At 73.6% G+C, this 15,274-nt stretch carries 16 protein-coding genes; 6 read left to right on the top strand and 10 right to left on the bottom strand.

The window, feature by feature from the left end; translation table 11 throughout:
* Nucleotides 1-139: 139 nt before the first annotated feature.
* The 4 genes from AC0KTA_RS08210 to AC0KTA_RS08195 form a co-directional block, all read right to left on the bottom strand.
* A complete protein-coding gene (locus AC0KTA_RS08210; RefSeq protein WP_481054455.1) occupies nucleotides 140-928 on the bottom strand; it encodes a TIGR04222 domain-containing membrane protein in 789 nt (262 codons plus the stop codon).
* A gap of 44 nt (nucleotides 929-972) precedes the next feature.
* On the bottom strand, nucleotides 973-1,725 hold the full coding sequence (locus AC0KTA_RS08205) for a DUF4142 domain-containing protein (protein ID WP_481054454.1): 753 nt from the start codon (nucleotides 1,723-1,725) through the stop codon (nucleotides 973-975).
* Nucleotides 1,726-1,827: 102 nt separating this feature from the next.
* Nucleotides 1,828-3,123: an MbnB/TglH/ChrH family RiPP precursor modification enzyme gene (locus AC0KTA_RS08200; protein WP_481056352.1), complete on the bottom strand. Its 1,296-nt coding sequence runs from the start codon at nucleotides 3,121-3,123 to the stop codon at nucleotides 1,828-1,830.
* Between the two features lie 285 nt (nucleotides 3,124-3,408).
* Nucleotides 3,409-4,176, bottom strand: a complete 768-nt coding sequence (locus AC0KTA_RS08195; protein WP_481054453.1) for a DUF4142 domain-containing protein — start codon at nucleotides 4,174-4,176, stop codon at nucleotides 3,409-3,411.
* A gap of 335 nt (nucleotides 4,177-4,511) precedes the next feature.
* On the opposite strand from AC0KTA_RS08195, the gene AC0KTA_RS08190 reads away from it, so the two are divergent.
* Nucleotides 4,512-4,955, top strand: a complete 444-nt coding sequence (locus AC0KTA_RS08190) for a DUF5959 family protein (protein WP_481054452.1) — start codon at nucleotides 4,512-4,514, stop codon at nucleotides 4,953-4,955.
* 56 nt (nucleotides 4,956-5,011) lie between these two features.
* On the opposite strand, the gene AC0KTA_RS08185 is transcribed toward AC0KTA_RS08190, so the two are convergent.
* Both AC0KTA_RS08185 and AC0KTA_RS08180 read right to left on the bottom strand, forming a co-directional pair.
* Nucleotides 5,012-6,058 carry a fatty acid desaturase family protein gene (locus AC0KTA_RS08185; RefSeq protein WP_481056351.1) on the bottom strand — a complete coding sequence of 349 codons (1,047 nt, stop codon included), beginning with the start codon at nucleotides 6,056-6,058 and terminating at the stop codon, nucleotides 5,012-5,014.
* 174 nt (nucleotides 6,059-6,232) lie between these two features.
* Nucleotides 6,233-6,436: a cold-shock protein gene (locus AC0KTA_RS08180; RefSeq protein WP_481054451.1), complete on the bottom strand. Its 204-nt coding sequence runs from the start codon at nucleotides 6,434-6,436 to the stop codon at nucleotides 6,233-6,235.
* A 400-nt stretch (nucleotides 6,437-6,836) separates the two neighbouring features.
* Between AC0KTA_RS08180 and AC0KTA_RS08175 the strand changes: the two genes are divergently transcribed.
* The gene (locus tag AC0KTA_RS08175; protein WP_481054450.1) at nucleotides 6,837-7,109 is read left to right on the top strand and encodes a hypothetical protein; all 273 of its coding nucleotides are present in this window, start codon (nucleotides 6,837-6,839) and stop codon (nucleotides 7,107-7,109) included.
* Nucleotides 7,110-7,188: 79 nt separating this feature from the next.
* Here the strand turns inward: AC0KTA_RS08175 and AC0KTA_RS08170 are convergent, their stop codons facing one another.
* A complete protein-coding gene (locus AC0KTA_RS08170) occupies nucleotides 7,189-7,932 on the bottom strand; it encodes a peptidyl-tRNA hydrolase (RefSeq protein WP_481054449.1) in 744 nt (247 codons plus the stop codon).
* A gap of 73 nt (nucleotides 7,933-8,005) precedes the next feature.
* Here AC0KTA_RS08170 and AC0KTA_RS08165 point away from each other — a divergent pair, with 73 nt between their 5' ends.
* Complete coding sequence (locus AC0KTA_RS08165; protein ID WP_481054448.1) at nucleotides 8,006-9,049, top strand: ATP-binding cassette domain-containing protein; 1,044 nt, start codon at nucleotides 8,006-8,008, stop codon at nucleotides 9,047-9,049.
* Entirely contained in the window at nucleotides 9,046-9,714 is a 669-nt protein-coding gene (locus AC0KTA_RS08160; RefSeq protein WP_481054447.1) for an ABC transporter, read from the top strand. The genes AC0KTA_RS08165 and AC0KTA_RS08160 overlap by 4 nt, the downstream gene beginning before the upstream one ends.
* A gap of 404 nt (nucleotides 9,715-10,118) precedes the next feature.
* Here the strand turns inward: AC0KTA_RS08160 and AC0KTA_RS08155 are convergent, their stop codons facing one another.
* Nucleotides 10,119-11,021, bottom strand: coding sequence for a polysaccharide deacetylase family protein (locus AC0KTA_RS08155; protein ID WP_481054446.1), 903 nt, complete (start codon nucleotides 11,019-11,021; stop codon nucleotides 10,119-10,121).
* Nucleotides 11,022-11,220: 199 nt separating this feature from the next.
* Complete coding sequence (locus AC0KTA_RS08150; RefSeq protein ID WP_481054445.1) at nucleotides 11,221-11,667, bottom strand: anthrone oxygenase family protein; 447 nt, start codon at nucleotides 11,665-11,667, stop codon at nucleotides 11,221-11,223.
* 91 nt (nucleotides 11,668-11,758) lie between these two features.
* On the opposite strand from AC0KTA_RS08150, the gene AC0KTA_RS08145 reads away from it, so the two are divergent.
* A complete protein-coding gene (locus AC0KTA_RS08145; RefSeq protein ID WP_481054444.1) occupies nucleotides 11,759-12,337 on the top strand; it encodes a TetR/AcrR family transcriptional regulator in 579 nt (192 codons plus the stop codon).
* Between the two features lie 171 nt (nucleotides 12,338-12,508).
* Nucleotides 12,509-13,747: a methyltransferase gene (locus AC0KTA_RS08140; RefSeq protein WP_481054443.1), complete on the top strand. Its 1,239-nt coding sequence runs from the start codon at nucleotides 12,509-12,511 to the stop codon at nucleotides 13,745-13,747.
* 36 nt (nucleotides 13,748-13,783) lie between these two features.
* Here the strand turns inward: AC0KTA_RS08140 and AC0KTA_RS08135 are convergent, their stop codons facing one another.
* Nucleotides 13,784-15,166: an alkaline phosphatase PhoX gene (locus AC0KTA_RS08135; RefSeq protein ID WP_481054442.1), complete on the bottom strand. Its 1,383-nt coding sequence runs from the start codon at nucleotides 15,164-15,166 to the stop codon at nucleotides 13,784-13,786.
* Nucleotides 15,167-15,274: the final 108 nt, after the last annotated feature.

The following is a 15,274-nucleotide window of genomic DNA, read 5'->3' as shown; positions in this document are numbered from 1 at the left end:
AAGCGGGTCCAGCGAGGTGCGTAAATCACACAAATCGCAATGAAAGGGATACTCAGTTCGAAGATCGGCAAAGTAAAGGACCGGCCCGCCGGTGTCGGATCAATGACCCCCTTGGCGCTCACGGAGGCCGTGGTGCGGCTCAGTGACCCCGTTGGTGCGACTCGCGGTAGCCGTCGAGGTTCGGGTCCCGGTGCGAGAGCGCGGCGCGCAGGGCCGGGTCGTCGAGGGCGCGGAGTCCGCGTACGGCCACCGAGGTGAGGTCGTCGCGGGAGGGCAGCGCGCCGAGCAGCCGCTGGCCCGCCGGGGAGGCCCAGCGCGTGGTCGGCACCTCGAACCGGGCGATGGCCAGACAGCTCACCGTGAGGAAGAACGGCAGCGCGAACCACACCGCGACCGGCAACTGCCCCTCGCCGCCCCTGCTTCCCTGCCCCGGAAGCAGCGTCGCGCACACCCCCAGCGCCACCACCGCGACCGCGGCCGCCCGCACCTGCCGGGCCGCGCCCGCGATCCCCGACCACGCCCCGTCCGGCACGGCGAGCCCCGCCGCCACCAGGCGGTCCGCCAGCGCCCGCACACAGTCCCCGGCCGCCGCGGCCCGGCGCACCGGCGCTATCCGCGACTGCCCCGCGGGCCCGATCGCGCCGAGCACCGAACGCTCCATGTCGTCCCCGGCCACCGGGTCCACCACGGTCGCCCACCCGGTGTGCGCGAGCAGCAGCCGCCGTCCCCGCGCCATCGACAGCAGCGCCACGTCCGCGACCCGCCCCGGCCCGCCGGACAGGAACGCCGCCTCGTAGAGCGTGAGTTGCCGTGCCTGGTGTTGTCCCCTCGCCTCACTGGCCGCGGCGTGCATCGCGGCCAGGCACAGCCGCCCGCAGGACAGCACGGCGAGAGCACAGGCGAGCAGCAGCAGCGGTACCCAGAACATGCCGGTTTTCTATGTGAAGGCGGTGTGACCGCGCCACAGGGATTTCACGATGTGGACGGGGGCCGGGAGACGGCCGGGGGCAGGGAGAACGTGGGCGTGGGAGATACCGGGAACACCGGGGGTGCCGTCGGCGGGGAGTCCTGCGGGCCGGGAGGGGCGGGGGAGCGGGCCGGGGGCGGGGGAGTGGCGGCGTCGCGGGCCATGCCGTCGAAGTCGACCAAGCCGGTGGCCTCCAGGACCTGGATGTGGTCGAGGACCGTGGTGTTCGCGTCATCGGCGAGGGCGCGGACGAGGGAGTTGCGGGTGGTGGCGCGGACCTCGGCGACGAGCGGGAAGACCTTGCCGTGGGCGCGCCGCAGGATGTTCGCGAACCTCGCGTCGTACGCGGTGCCGCGCGCCGCGCTCAGCTCGTCCAGCCAGCGGCGCTGCTGGGCGTTCGGCTGGCTGGGCAGTTCCAGGCGCAGCGCGGCGGCGACCTCGCGCACCCGCGCGTCGAGGAAGGTGTGCCCCTCGACCAGGTGCTTGCCCGCCGTGTGCACGGCCCGCGTGGTGCCGCGCTCCCCGGCCTGCTGGCCCGCCGGCAGCTCCCACAGGCCCGCGAGGCGCACCTTGGTGATGAAGTCGCGGTCGAGCGCGGACAGCGGCCCGAACCGGGTCGACACGCTCTGCGCGGTGAGCGCGTCGAGGCCGGTGCCGGAGCGGTCCTCGTACGACCAGACCGGGTAGATCAGCGCGGCCAGGGTGGCGAGGAGCCCCGTCACGACGAGACCGCTGCCACTGATGATTCGGGATCGCATCGCGCCTCCTGTCGCGCCACCGCACGCTAGTGCGCGGCACGACAGGGACGCGGGCTTACCGGGCCGAGTACGTCAACGTCTGTACGGAACCGACGGGGCCGCTTACGTCGCCGGGGCGGGGTCGGCGTCCACACCCGCGTGGTCGGGTGTCCGCCGCCGCGCGCGGCGCAGCGCGAGGCGTGCCGTCCGCGCCCGCAGCCAGCGCGTGAGGGGCCTGCCGTCGAGCGGCGCCGGGCCCGAGCGCTCCAGCCACCAGGCCGTCAGCCCGCCGCGCGCCTCGGGGTCCTCGGGCCGCCCGGCGAGCAGCAGGTGCTCGACGAAGTCCAGCGCGTCCCGGCGGTAGCCGGCCGTCATGGGGCGGGAGCGGGCGTAGTCGAGGAACGCGGGGCGGTAGCCGTCGCCGAGGACCTCCGGGAGCTCCGGGGCGACCTTCGCGACGACGTCCGCCCGCTTGGCGGCCAGCGCCCGGCTCTGCACCCGCAGCCGCGCCCCGTCGAAGCCCTCGGGCGCGGGGGTCCCGGCGACGAGGGCGGAGAGGAGGGCGGCCTGGGAGAGGGCGACGCGCTGGCGGGCCTCGGGGGTGGCGGGGGCCTCGGAGGCCGCCTCGGAGGCCCTGGGTGCGGAGGCCCTGGGCGAGGCCGACGCCACCGTCTCCCTGATCGCGTCCAACTCCCGCTCCAGCGCGCTCTCTTCGGGGAAGTTCTCGTCCCGCTCCAGGAGCACGCCCGGCGGCCGGGTGCGGGCGGAGAGGTCGGCGAGGATGTCCAGGACGGGGCGCGGCACGGGGTGGGCGTGGCTGTCGTGCCAGACGCCGTCCCGCTCGAAGCCGCCCGCCACGTGGACGTACGCGATGGCCTCGACCGGCAGTTCGTCCAGCGCGCGGGCCGGGTCCTCGCCCCGGTTGACGTGGTTGGTGTGCAGGTTGGCGACGTCGATGAGCAGTCGTACGCCGGTCCGCTCCACCAGCTCGTACAGGAACTGCCCCTCCGTCAGCTCCTCGCCGGGCCAGGAGATGAGCGCGGCGATGTTCTCGACGGCCAGCGGCACCGGCAGCGCGTCCTGCGCGATGCGGATGTTCTCGCACAGCACGGCGAGCGCGTCGCGGGTGCGCGGCACCGGAAGGAGGTGCCCGGCTTCAAGGAGCTGCGATGCGGTGAGCGCGCCGCCCGCCCGTACGAAGGCGATGTGCTCGGTGACGAGCGGCGAGCCGAGCGCCTCGGCCCGCTCGGCCAGCGCGGTCAGCCGGGCCCCGTCCGGGCGTTCGGCGCCGCCGAGCCCCAGCGAGACGCCGTGCGGCACCACCGTCACGCCGCGCTCGCGCAGCCGCGTCAGCGAGTCAGGGAGGTGTCCCGGGCAGACGTTCTCCGCGACGGCCTCGACCCAGTCGATGCCGGGCATGCGCTCCACGGCGTCCGCGATCTCCGGCCGCCAGCCGATCCCCGTGCCGAGCTGTGCCGCCGTCCCCCGCGGCTCCGTACGCGCTTCAGTACGCGCTTCAGTCTCCCGTGCCGTAGTCCCTTGTGCGGTGGTCCCCCGTGCGGTCATGTCCCGTCCCCCTGCTTGCCGTCGGTGCCGTCCTGGCCGTGTGTGACGTCCTTGTCGCCGGCCCTCCCTGTCGTTGCACGTACGGGGAGTCATGACCGCGCGAGGCCGGGACGAACCCCCTGATCAGCGGGTTCAGAGCTACATTTGAGGTTCGGGACGGTCCGTGTTGACGGTGCCGGGCGGGCCGGGGGAGGGCCGTGAGGTGCCCGAGACGTCGCCCGTGGGTCCGGCGGGGTCCGGCTGCGGGGGCGCGTCGCCGTCGGGCGGCGGGGGGCCGGTCGGGCTGGCGGTCGCGTTCCCGGCGGAGTCGTTCGCGATGGCGTCGAAGTCGACGAATCCGGTGCCTTCGAGCATGGTGATGTGGTCCAGGACGGTCTGGTTGGCGTCGGACGCCAGTTGCCGCACGAGCGAGTTGCGGGTGGTGTCCCGCACCTGGGCGATGAGGGCGAAGACCTTGCCGTGCGAGACGCGCAGCAGATTCGCGAACTTGCGCTGGTACGTCTCGCCGCTCGCCTCCGTCAACTCCCGCAGCCAGCCCTGCTGCTGGTCGTTCGGCTGGTTCGGCAGCTCGACGCCGAGCTGCGCTGCGACGCCGCGCACCCGCTGGTCGAGGTCGGTGTGGCCGACGATGAGATGGTCGCCCGCGTCCTTGATGGCCTTGCTCGGCGCGCGCTCCACGGCCTGCTGCCCCGCGGGTATCTCCCACAGCCCGGCGAGCCGCACCTTCACGAGGAAGTCCCGGTCGGTGGCGGACAGCGGCCCCCAACGCGTGGCCACGCTCCCGGCGTTGAGGTTCGCCTCGCCCGTGCCGGAGCGGTCGGCGTAGGACCACACCGGGAAGGCGAGGGCGCCGACGGTGACGACAAGTGCCGCGATGATCAGGGCCGTGCCGTTGATACGCCCCATGTGCCTGATGCGCTGCAAAGTGCCTCCCGAGCCGCAACCCGGCCGTGGGCCGAGCCACTTGGTGGTACGGGAAGGTACGGGAGGGGTGGGGGTGATGTTCAGCGGCGTGAAGGTTCTGTGACCGGGGTCACGTGGCGGGGAGGGGTGCGGGCGGGGCGCCCGGGGCAGTCGGGATGGTCGGGGCCTCGGCACTGTCAGTGGTCTCTACTAGGGTCCGAAGGACACGAACGCAAGCGGCACCGCGGGGACGGGCCGCGCGCACGGGGGCGTGAGGAGCGTGACGGTGCGCGGGGGAGCCCGGACCGGGGTGGTGCACACGGGGAATTGGAGGGGCCATGGCGTCCGAGGAGCCGATCGACCTGATCCGCCTGGAGGGCGAGGACAACAGCGTGATCGTCAGGATCACCGGAAAGCGCCCCGCGCCGGGGCGTTCCGGCGCCGACGAACTGGTCGGCGAGATCCTCGTCGACACCGCCTTCGTCCGGGGATCCCTCGCCACGTCGGTGTCCCCGGAGGACCTGACCGAGTGGCGCGAGACCCTCGACACCCTGGACGGCGGTGACGACACCACCTGGCGCGAGGGCCGCCGAGTCCCGGAGCTGTCCGTCGAGCTGGACCCGGACGGCGAGCACGCCCACGTCACGGTCGCGGACCACACCATGTCCCTGACGACGGTGACGGCGACCGTCCTGCTCACGGACGAGTGGTTCGACGAGGCGTACGACAGGCTGGACGCGACGTTGCGGGTGTGGCCGATGGAGGGGGCGCTGCGGTCGTGACGCCGGGCCTCCCGGCGCGCACCCCGTGACGGTCAGAACTCCACGCCCGGGACGGTCTAGTACTCCAGCTCAGGGCGCAGGCGCAGCGGGCCGCCGACGGCGTGCAGGTGCCGCAGGACCTGGGCGTAGGAGTTGAAGAGCCCGGTCTCGTGGTAGGCGATGCCGTGCCGGGCGCAGAACGCGCGCACCAGTTCCTGGGAATGGCGCAGGCTGGGCCGCGGCATGGAGGGGAACAGGTGGTGTTCGATCTGGTAGTTGAGCCCGCCGAGCGCGAAGTCGGTGAACCGGTTGCCGCGGATGTTGCGCGACGTCAGGACCTGCCGACGCAGGAAGTCGATCTTGTCGTCCTTGGCGAAGATGGGCATGCCCTTGTGGTTGGGGGCGAACGAGCACCCCATGTACAGCCCGAAGAGACCCTGGTGCACAGCGAGGAAGCACACGGCCTGGAGGGGGGTCAGGACCAGGAACAGGGCGGCGAGATAGCCGCCGAGATGCGCCGTGAGCAGGGCCACCTCGGCCGGCCTGGCCGCCCGCGAGGCCGTGGTTCCGGTGCGCTCGAGCAGCGCCCGTACGCCCGCGACGTGCAGGGCGAGTCCTTCCAGGAGCAGCATCGGGAAGAACAGCCAGGCCTGGTGGCGGGCCAGCCAGGCATGCGGTCCGCGGCGGACGCGGGCGTGGTCCTCGGTGAAGGCGATCGCGCCGTCGGCGATGTCGGGGTCGCGGTCGACTTGGTTGGGGTGCGAGTGGTGCCGGTTGTGCTTGGAGATCCACCAGCCGTAGCTGAGGCCGATCAGCAGGTCGGCGTGCACGCGGCCGAGCAGATTGTTGACGCGCTTGGAGGCCGCGATCTGGTGGTGTCCGGCGTCGTGCCCGATGAAGCCGGTCTGGGTGAACATCACCGCGAGGAAGGCGGCGGTCAGCAGGTTCCACCACGACTGCCCGATCAGGGCGAAGGCGGTCCATCCGGCGGCCAGCAGGAGCAGGTTCGTCCCGACCTTGACGGAGTAGTAGACCGGCCGCCGCTTCAGCAGTCCGCGCTGCCTCACTTCACGGGACAGCGCGGCGTACTCGCTGCCCCGGGCGGCGGGCGGGGGTTTGGTCATTTCGGCGTGGTCCGCGGGACCGGCGCCGCGATAGCTGACGTCAGTGGTCACAGTGTTCCTCTCGGCGTGCACGGGCGCCGCCTCCGGCGTGCGGGCGGGCGCCGGAAGCGCCGACCCGTTCGGAGGCAGCGCGAAGCAGACCCACGGCGCGGGCCTGCCTCGGAGCGGTGGTCCTCAGAGCGCGCTGACCTGGTCGGCCTGCATACCCTTGGGGCCCTGGCTGGCGGTGAATTCCACCCGCTGGTTCTCCTCCAGGGAGCGGAAGCCGCCCGCGTCGATCGCCGAGTGGTGGACGAAGACGTCGGCGCCGCCCCCGTCAGGGGCGATGAAGCCAAAACCCTTCTCCGGGTTGAACCACTTCACGGTTCCTTGAGTCATGTGATGTCTCCTTCGAGATGGCGAATAGATCGGAGAACGCGCACTCGCGCGGCCCCGGGCTGCCGGCCGCCAGCCGCCGAAGAAGACCCCCGAAAAACGGCAAAGCACCCGCTGTCAGAACTCCACGGGCGCTTCCACGTTCGCAAACTTCAACTACAACCACTCTCTACAACGTCCCGGACGCCGAGAACGTTCCCGACCGCTCGGGGAAGATGCGGGCGACATCCGCACGGAGCGACGCAGGTTCCGCGCGGGGCGGCGGCAGGATCCGCGCGGGGCGGCGACAGGGGGCCGGAAGGGTCGGCTGCAGGGGTCCGGAAGGGAGTACGGTTGCGGCACACCGAGCGCACCTCGCATGCCGTCGTCCGTGTCGGCGCCGCCCTCGGGGAACGGCAGGGCCATGTATTCACAGGACTCGATCTCCGGCCGCCGCCGCGGCCGCACCGAACCGACCGCCGAGATGCTCTCCGGATTGGAGTGCCTCATCTGCGGCACCGACTTCCGGACCGCGCCGGCCCCGGAGGCAGTGGTGGTCTCCCACCGCGACGACAGGCCACTGCTCGCCTGCCGCGGGACATGCGCACGCATGGCGAGCGGGGCGGTCGACGGTCTGGACGAGACGCCGCTGCCGCTGGCCGAGCGCGTACGCAGGCATGAGGCCGACGACGCCTGACCGGGAGTATCCCGTCAGCTCCTGACCTGGAGCGACCCGGCAGCCAACTCTCTTCCGAGTGGCTCCGAACGGCGTGGTCCTACAAGGCGCCGACGCGCCCGTGGCCCTCGACCGCGACCGTAAGACCGGGGGCGATCTCCGTGAAGCCCGCGTCCCTGACCAACGGCAGGCCGCTGGTGGTCAGTTCGGGCCAGCGGGACGCGGGGGCGGTACGGACGGACAGGGGGAAGCCGGCGTCGCGCCAGGCCTTGCGGTCCGGGGCCGACAGGTCCCACCAGGCGAGCTGGGCCCCGTGGCCCGCCTGGGCCATCGCCTTGCCCGCCGACATGGTGATGCCGGGGTTCAGCCAGAGGACCGGCGCGGACGGGTCCGGGTCCTGCGGGGGCTCCGGGTCGTCCAGGTCCGTGCCCGAGACCTGGAGGCGGGCCAGGTCCTTGGGCCAGCCGTCCAGTGGGACGGGTGGGTAGACGCGGACCTCGGCCGCCTTGCCCGTCACCGTGATGCCCGGCAGCGCCTCCGCGCGACGCCACTCCGCGCCGCGCGCCCTGCGCACCACCTTGCGGATACGGGCGTCCTGCCAGTCCCGCATCGCCTGCGCCCATTCTCCGTCCCCGAGCGCCCGCTCGTCACTGAGGATCGCCAGGACCGCGCGGGCTGCCGTCTCCAGCGCGTCCGTACGGGCCGGGGGCGCGGCGCGCTCGATCCGGGCCACGAGGGGGAGGACGAACTGCGGGGCCTCGTCGCGTGCGGTGGGGTCGGGGCGGAAGGGGCTGTTCGCGCGGTCGTCCGCGGAGGCCTCCGGCCGGGGGTCGTTGCTGGTCACCCGTCCAGTCTGCCAGGGCGGTGATCCAGACCCCGGGCCGGTCGCGTGCGTGCGGTGCGCGAGGATGAGGCGCATGCGCGGGGACAGTGAGTACGTGGTGCGGCTCGACGGGGCCGGGCGGCGGTACGGGATGCGTGGGCCGTGGGTGCTGCGCGGGGTCCGGCTCGACGTGCGGGCCGGCACCCTGGTACGGGTCGTGGGCCCCAACGGCACCGGCAAGTCGACGCTTCTGCGGCTGCTCGCCCGCATCGACGCCCCCTCCGAGGGCCGCGTCACCGGCCGCCCCCGCACCGCCTACGTCCCCGAACGCTTCCCCGCCGCCCTGCCGTTCACCGCCGTCGGCTACCTCACGCACATGGGCCGCGTGCACGGCCTGACCGGCGGCGCGGCGGCCCGGCGCGCCGAGGAATGGCTCGCGCGGTTCGGCGCGGAAGGCCATGCCGGTACGCCGATGCCGGAGCTCTCCAAGGGGAGCAGCCAGAAGGTCGCCGTCGCCCAGGCCCTCCTCGCCGACCCCGAGTTGCTCGTCCTCGACGAGGCCTGGACCGGCCTGGACGCGGCGGCCCGCGACATCCTCGACCGCGCCGTCGCCGAACGCACGGCGGCCGGCGCGGCCGTCGTGTTCGTCGACCACGACCTCCGCCGCCTCGCGGGGCACGCCGACGCGACGTACGCGATCGCGGGTTCCTCGGTCAACCGGGTGGAGGGGGAAGGGAGTTCGGAGGGCTCGGCTGCTGGTGCGGGGAGTTCTGCGGCCGCGGTGGGTGGGGGTGGGCCCGTCGTCGTCATCGACGTACGGGGAGCGCGTGGGGCCGCGCCGCCTGTGCTGCCGGAGACGGTGGTCCGGGCCGGAGGGACCGTCCGGCCCGGTGCGGGCGGGGCGGACGAGGTGGCCGGTGCGACGGGCGTGCAGGGCCTGGACGGCACGGTCCGGCTCGTCGTCGCCGAGGTTCATTCCGATCTGGTCCTGCGCGAGTTGCTCACGGCGAGCCCGCCGTGGCATGTGGTCGCGGTGCGCCCCGGGGGCTTGCCGGTCGCCAGGCACGAGGGGCCTGCCGCGCCCCGGGCTGGGGCCGCGTCCGCGAACGAGGCCGAGAACGAGGACGTACGCCGGTGACCGCTCTGTTGCGCTATCAGTCCGCCCTGCTGCTGCGCTCCCAGCGCTGGCTCGCACCGGCCGTCCTGTACGCGGCGTTCCTCGCCGTCGGCGTGCAGTCCGGGCAGCCCGTGCTCGACTCGCTCGCGTACGCGGCCGCCGCGCTGCTGCCCGTATCCGCCTGGCTGGTACGCATCTGCGTCACCAACGAGCCGCCCGCGGCGCGCAGTTGCACCGCCGCGGCGGCGAGGCCGCGCCGGGCGCACCTCGCCTGCCTCCTCACGGCCTTCCTGGCCGCGACCCTGCTCGGCCTGGCCGCCGTCGCGGTCGTGGCGGGCATCAGCGACGCCGCCAGTACGGATCACCAGACTGCCGTGGCGCGGGCCCCCGCGGCGGGCGCCGGAGTCCTCGCGATGCTCGTCAGCACCCTGCTCGGGACGGCCGTCGGTGCCCTGACCACGTGGCCGCTGCTGCGCTCGCCCGGACGGGCCGTACCGGCGCTCCTGCTCGCCGCGGTGCTCGCGCTGGTGACGGCCGGCTCCCCGGCCCGCGCGGCCCTGACCGAGCTGATCGACGGCTCGCGGGACGGCGTGGTTCCGGTGCCGCTGGGCGCGGTGGCCGGGGCGGTTGCCGCCGCGGTGCTCGCGGTGGCGGTGTCGTGCGGGGTCTGCTCGCGGCGCGGGTGAGGGACGGCTGCGCCTGGCCGGGGCGTCGGGCAGGCCCTAAGCGGTCCCGGTGAAGTCGGCTGCGGTTCGGTGGCGCCCCTGAAGGGGCGCGGGGCCCTGACACATGCGGCTCCGCCGCGCGGGCGCGACCAGCCACGACGCACCCGCGGGCTCGCGACGGCATGGTGTGACACATCCAGCGGAGCGCTCAGTGCCCTGGTTCCGGGCGGCCGCGGGCTGCTAGGGCGTGTCCGATGGGTCCGGTCGGCCATGTTCGGGGTGCCTGTTCGTGGGGCCGAGCGGTGTCTGGTGCGTGCGGCTGCAAGGCGGAGGAGGGCGTCGACGCGGAGCGTCGGCAACCGACGACAACGCGGCAGACGTGCGTGCCAGGCGCCGCGACGCCGACAGGACCCATCGGACACGCCCTAGGGCCGGTCGGGGGTGCCGCTGGGGTCTGCCGGGCGCGCGGGCCGGGGCGTGCGGGCGGCGGCGATCTGCTCCGAGACCCGCACGAAGCGGAACCCGCGCTCGCGCAGCTTCGGGACGATCGTCCGTACGGCCCGCTCCGTCGCCGGGGCCGCGCTGCGGGTGCAGTGCAGCACGACCACCGAACCAGGCCGCACCCCGTGGAGCACCTGCCGCGCCACCGCATCCGGGTCCGTCGCGAACGCGTCGCCGCCCACCACGTCCCACTGCACGGCCGTCACGCCGACCGGGGCGAGCGCGCGCAGCGCCCGCTCGTCATAACAGCCGCCCGGGAAGCGGAAGTACGGCAGTGGGCGCTCGACGCCCGCCTTGCGGAAGGCCGCGAAGGCGCGTTCCACGTCCGTGCGCATGGCGTGCGCGGGGACGGTGGGCAGGCCGTAGCAGTCCCCGGTGAAGGCGTAGTGGCTGTACGAGTGGTTGGCCACCTCGAAGAGGGGGTCGCCGCCGATCGCCCTGGCCTGGGCCGGGTACTCCTCCGCCCAGCGGCCCGTCATGAAGAACGTCGACGGGACCTTGAGGCGGCGCAGGGTGTCGACCAGGGCGGGGTTGTCGAAGCGTTCGCCCGCGGCGGCGCGGGGGCCCTGGTCCGCCGTCATGTCGGCGTCGAAGGTGAGGGCCACGGTGGGGGCGGCCGCGTGGGTTCGGGTGCGGGGGGCGTTCTTGAAGACCGGGGTCCGGCCCTGAGGGCCCGGGGCCAGGGTGGGCGGGGTCTGCTTCTTGGCCGGGGGTGTGGCCGGGGCCGCCGGGGGGCGGGGGGTCTCGGGTGCGGAGCAGGCCGTGAGAGGGAGGGTGGCGGTGGCCAGGGTGGCGAGGGCGGTCCGGATGCGGGCGCGAGTGATCACTCCGTGACGATAACCGTACAAATCGGGCCGGTGGGGCAGGCGGAGCGGAGGTTGACCCTGCCGGGTGCGTGTTCCGTGCGGGTGGGGCAGCAGCCCCCGCCGATCGGCCTTCGGCCTCGTCCTCAATCTCCCCCAAGCTCTTAAGGGGCAGGGGCCCCCTCGGGAGCAGGGGGGACCCCCTCGACGGGCTGACACCTGTTCAGGCGAGGGCGGCCGCCAGGCAGGCGAAGGCGGCGATGATGACGGCGACGCGGGCGTAGTGCCAGCGGTCCCACCGCTGCAGCTGCTCCTTCCAGTCGGCCGGCCGGTTGTCGACGGTCCACGTCTTGACCCGGTTGTTGATCGGGACGAGCAGCAGGAGCGACATGATCACGCTGAGGATCAGCAGCGCGCCGGCGGTGACGACGAGGCCGGTGCCGTCGTGGTCCCATCCGGCGACGGCCCAGATGGCGACAAGGGCGAGCGAGCCGAAGTACCAGAACGGCATCACGGCGCCGCCTACTCGGGCCCCGTGGGTGCGGGCGCGCAGGCCGTTGTCGCCGGGGAGCGCGTTGAGGATCGGGTTGCTGAAGAAGGGGACGGAGAACTCCACCCCCACCATCACGCCGACGACCACGATGGTGACGACCTCGAGAGCATTGAGCATGATGACCCCTCCTGGGATCTAGCGCTGCTAGAAGATGAGGCAACGCTAGTGCTACTGCCGCTCGAATGTCTAGCGGTGCTAGGATCGAATCATGTCGGTACAGGAACGCAAGGAGCGCGAACGGGCGGTCCGCGAGCGCCTCATCGTGGCGACGGCCCGCGAACTCGCCGACCAGCAGGGCTGGGACGCGGTCACCACCCGTCGGCTCGCCGAGCGCATCGAATACAGCCAGCCCGTCCTCTACAGCCACTTCCGCGGCAAGCGCGAGATCATCGGCGCCGTCGCCCTGCAGGGCGCTTCGGAGATGGCCGTGGCGATGCGGGCCGCGACCGCCGCCGCCGACGGCCCCCGCGCCCGGGTCGCTGCCCTCGCCCGTGCCTACCTCGCCTTCGCCGAACGCCATCCGGCGGTCTACGACGCCCTGTTCCAGCTCGACGGCGGCCTGGCGTACGCGCAGGAGGACACCCCCGAGCCGTTGAAGGACGCCTTCGCCGCGCTGCTGGAGTGCCTCAGCGAGGTCGCCGGGGACGGCGTGCACCCGGAGCTGTTCACCGAGACGTTCTGGGCGTCCCTGCACGGACTGGCCACCCTGACCCGAGCGGGACGGCTCCCGCCGGAGGACACCGAGCGGAGGACGGAGCTGCTGGTGGACCGGCTCGCCGTGCTCTGACGCGGCGTACGGCCGGGACCCGATACGCGCCCTTGGTGCGCGCGCCAGAAGGGCGGGAAGTCCGGGTTTGCCAGGGGGCAGCGGCTGTGGAATCGTCCTGGGGCGATTCCCGGTCGCTCCGTGGCCCCGGGCCCCACGCACCCGCGACCACGAGGAGTTGACGACCCGTCGATGTCCGACACCCCTGAGCCCGACACCCCCGAGCCCTACGTCCCTGAGCCCGGCACCCCTGACATCACCTGGACCGAGGCCGTCCGGACGAAGCCCGGGCCGGACGGTGACGGCGGCGAAAGCGGCGACAGCACCCTCACCTTCACCGCCCACTGGCACTCCGAAAGCGGACTCCCCGCCCCTCGCCGCGTCACCGTCGCCGACGACCGGATGAAGGCCGACGTCGCCTACCGCCTGGTCTGCGAGGGCACCGCGCTGCTCTGGCGCGGGGACTACCAGGGCGCCCGCCAGCTGCTGCGCGCCCTGGGCCGTCGCCTGGACCGGCTCGCGCCGAAGCCGGGCGCCACCCCGGCCGACACCTTCCACCGGCACCGGCAGGCCCGCGGCCACCGCGCCCGCGTGCTCGGGATGCTGCTCGTCGTGCTCGAGGACGACCACGGCCTCGCGCTGCGCCGCGCCCCCGACGTCCGGACGGCCTGCACGGAGGCCTACGGCCCGCCCCGGCGACGTACCGTCGTGTCGCTGCGCGAACTCCTCGGCGTGATCGGCGCCCACGAGTGGCGCAGGAAGGGCGTGCCGATCCCGGCGATCGACGGCCGCATCCACCCGCACTACGGCGTGTTCTCCCCGATCAGGGGCGAGTACGTCGACCTCGTCGCCGCCGCCCCGCTGCCCGCCGCCGCCCACCGCGCCCCGGTCACCGCCTTCGACCTCGGCACCGGCACCGGCGTCCTCGCCGCCGTCCTCGCCCACCGGGGCCTCGACCGGATCGTCGCCACCGACAGCAGCCCCCGCGCGCTCGCGTGCGCGCGGGACAACGTCGAGCGGCTGGGGATCGGGGACCGGGTCGAGGTCACCGACAGCGGCGACCTCTACCCACCCGGCCGGGCCGCACTCGTAGTGTGCAATCCGCCGTGGCTCCCGGCCCGGCCCACCTCCGCCGTCGAACAGGGCGTGTACGACCCGGGGGGCGCGATGCTGCGCGCCTTCCTCGACGGGCTCGCCGACCACCTGGAACCGGGCGGCGAGGGCTGGCTGATCCTCTCCGACCTCGCCGAACACCTCGGCCTGCGGACCCGGGACGAACTCGCCGCCGCCATCGAGGCGGCCGGGCTGCGCGTGGTCGACCGCCTCGACGCCAAGCCCCGCCACCCCCGCGCGAGCGACACCACCGACCCCCTGCACACCGCCCGCGCCGCCGAGCTCACCTCCCTGTGGCGGCTCGCCCCGGCCGGCTGAGTCCACCGGGCCGGGGCGGGCGGCGGCGCGCCGGCGCTATCTGTGCCAGGGCCCCGTCACGGCGAACGTCGTCCCCGGCGTGTAGCAGTTCACGTACATCGTGTCGTGGTCGGGGGAGAAGGTGACGCCCGCGAACTCGCCCCACTCGGGCTCGGTCGGGGTGCCCGTATTTTGGGCGTTGCGCGCCATCGCGTACACCTCGCCGCCGCGCGTCACGCCGTACACGTGCTGCGTGCCGCCGCCGTCCTCGCACACCATCAGGCCGCCGCTCGGTGCGAGGCAGATGTTGTCCGGGGACTCGCCGGGGAGCTGGATGTCGGTGTCGGGGCCGAACACGATCACGAGGGTGAGGCGGCGGCGTGCGGGGTCGTAGCGCCAGACCTGGCCGTAGTGGTCGGCGGCCGAGCCCTCCGCGCTGCGCGCGTAGCTGGAGACGAAGTACACGCAGCGGCCGCCCCAGTAGCAGCCCTCCAGCTTCTGGGCGTGTGTGCTGCCCTTCGGGCCGAAGTCCTGGTGGCGGATGGGGGTCTGGGCGGCGAGCGGGTCGGGTACGTCGGCCCACTCGACGCCTTCGAAGGTGGTGCCGGGCTCCTGTATGGCGGACAGGTCCGGCACGCCGGGCACCCGCATCGCCTGGAGCCTGCCGCCCGCGCGCAGTGAACTCCGGCCGCCCTCCGGCTTGTTCGGCAGGAAGCGGTAGAACAGGCCGAAGGGTTTCTGGAAGGCGTCCTCGGTCTCGTAGATCACGCCGCGCCACGGGTCGACGGCGACCGCCTCGTGCTGGAAGCGGCCCATGGCGGTCAGCGGCACGGCTCCCGAGCGCCGCGGATCCACCGGGTCGACCTCGAAGACGAAGCCGTGGTCCTTCGTGTAGCCGTTCGTGCCGGCCTTGTCCTCGGCCTCCTCGCAGGTCAGCCAGGTGCCCCAAGGAGTCGGGCCGCCCGCGCAGTTGACGGCCGTGCCGGCGATCGCGACGCGCTCGTCGACCACCCGGCCGCGCCGGTCCAGCGCGAGCGCCGTACAGCCGCCCTTCGCCGCAGGGTCGTACGTCAGGCCCTTGACGGTGGGCACGCCGAGCTTCGCGGAGGCGCGGTTCTCGTGGTTGCGGACGAGGTGAACTCCGCCGCGCCGGCCCCGGAACGCGGCCATCCCGTCGTGGTTGCCCGGGACCTTGCCCTCGCCCGAGCGCAGGTCCTCGCCCTCGCGGGAGAGCACCTGGTAGCGGAATCCTTTCGGCAGGTCGAGCAGGCCGTCCGGGTCGGGCAGGAGAGGGCCGTAGCCCGTGCGGCCCTGGGTGGCCGCGGTCGCGGTGCCCGCGAAGAGCTCCGACAGGGCACCGGTGAAGGCGATGGACGCCCCCAATGCTCCGGTGCGGGCGAGTACTTGGCGTCTGGTCGCGGACAGCTCGGTGTCTGACATGGGGGCAACCTCCTGCTGGCGGACAGGAAACATGACCCGCCTGTGTGTACCACGCACACCCCGTGCGCACGAGGGGTTGGACGAGTACACGATCAGTTTGGACGGGTA

The sequence above is a fragment of the Streptomyces sp. Y309 genome, from assembly GCF_056712025.1.
Note: the sequence above shows the minus strand (reverse complement) of the source record. Positions and strands in the feature narration are given on the sequence as shown.

Coding starts and splice junctions, on each gene's coding strand:
- AC0KTA_RS08210 (WP_481054455.1), bottom strand. CDS start 928: ATGTTCTGGGTACCGCTGCTGCTGCTCGCCTGTGCTCTCGCCGTGCTG.
- AC0KTA_RS08205 (WP_481054454.1), bottom strand. CDS start 1,725: ATGCGATCCCGAATCATCAGTGGCAGCGGTCTCGTCGTGACGGGGCTC.
- AC0KTA_RS08200 (WP_481056352.1), bottom strand. CDS start 3,123: ATGCCCGGCATCGACTGGGTCGAGGCCGTCGCGGAGAACGTCTGCCCG.
- AC0KTA_RS08195 (WP_481054453.1), bottom strand. CDS start 4,176: ATGGGGCGTATCAACGGCACGGCCCTGATCATCGCGGCACTTGTCGTC.
- AC0KTA_RS08190 (WP_481054452.1), top strand. CDS start 4,512: ATGGCGTCCGAGGAGCCGATCGACCTGATCCGCCTGGAGGGCGAGGAC.
- AC0KTA_RS08185 (WP_481056351.1), bottom strand. CDS start 6,058: ATGACCAAACCCCCGCCCGCCGCCCGGGGCAGCGAGTACGCCGCGCTG.
- AC0KTA_RS08180 (WP_481054451.1), bottom strand. CDS start 6,436: ATGACTCAAGGAACCGTGAAGTGGTTCAACCCGGAGAAGGGTTTTGGC.
- AC0KTA_RS08175 (WP_481054450.1), top strand. CDS start 6,837: ATGTATTCACAGGACTCGATCTCCGGCCGCCGCCGCGGCCGCACCGAA.
- AC0KTA_RS08165 (WP_481054448.1), top strand. CDS start 8,006: ATGCGCGGGGACAGTGAGTACGTGGTGCGGCTCGACGGGGCCGGGCGG.
- AC0KTA_RS08150 (WP_481054445.1), bottom strand. CDS start 11,667: ATGCTCAATGCTCTCGAGGTCGTCACCATCGTGGTCGTCGGCGTGATG.
- AC0KTA_RS08145 (WP_481054444.1), top strand. CDS start 11,759: ATGTCGGTACAGGAACGCAAGGAGCGCGAACGGGCGGTCCGCGAGCGC.
- AC0KTA_RS08140 (WP_481054443.1), top strand. CDS start 12,509: ATGTCCGACACCCCTGAGCCCGACACCCCCGAGCCCTACGTCCCTGAG.
- AC0KTA_RS08135 (WP_481054442.1), bottom strand. CDS start 15,166: ATGTCAGACACCGAGCTGTCCGCGACCAGACGCCAAGTACTCGCCCGC.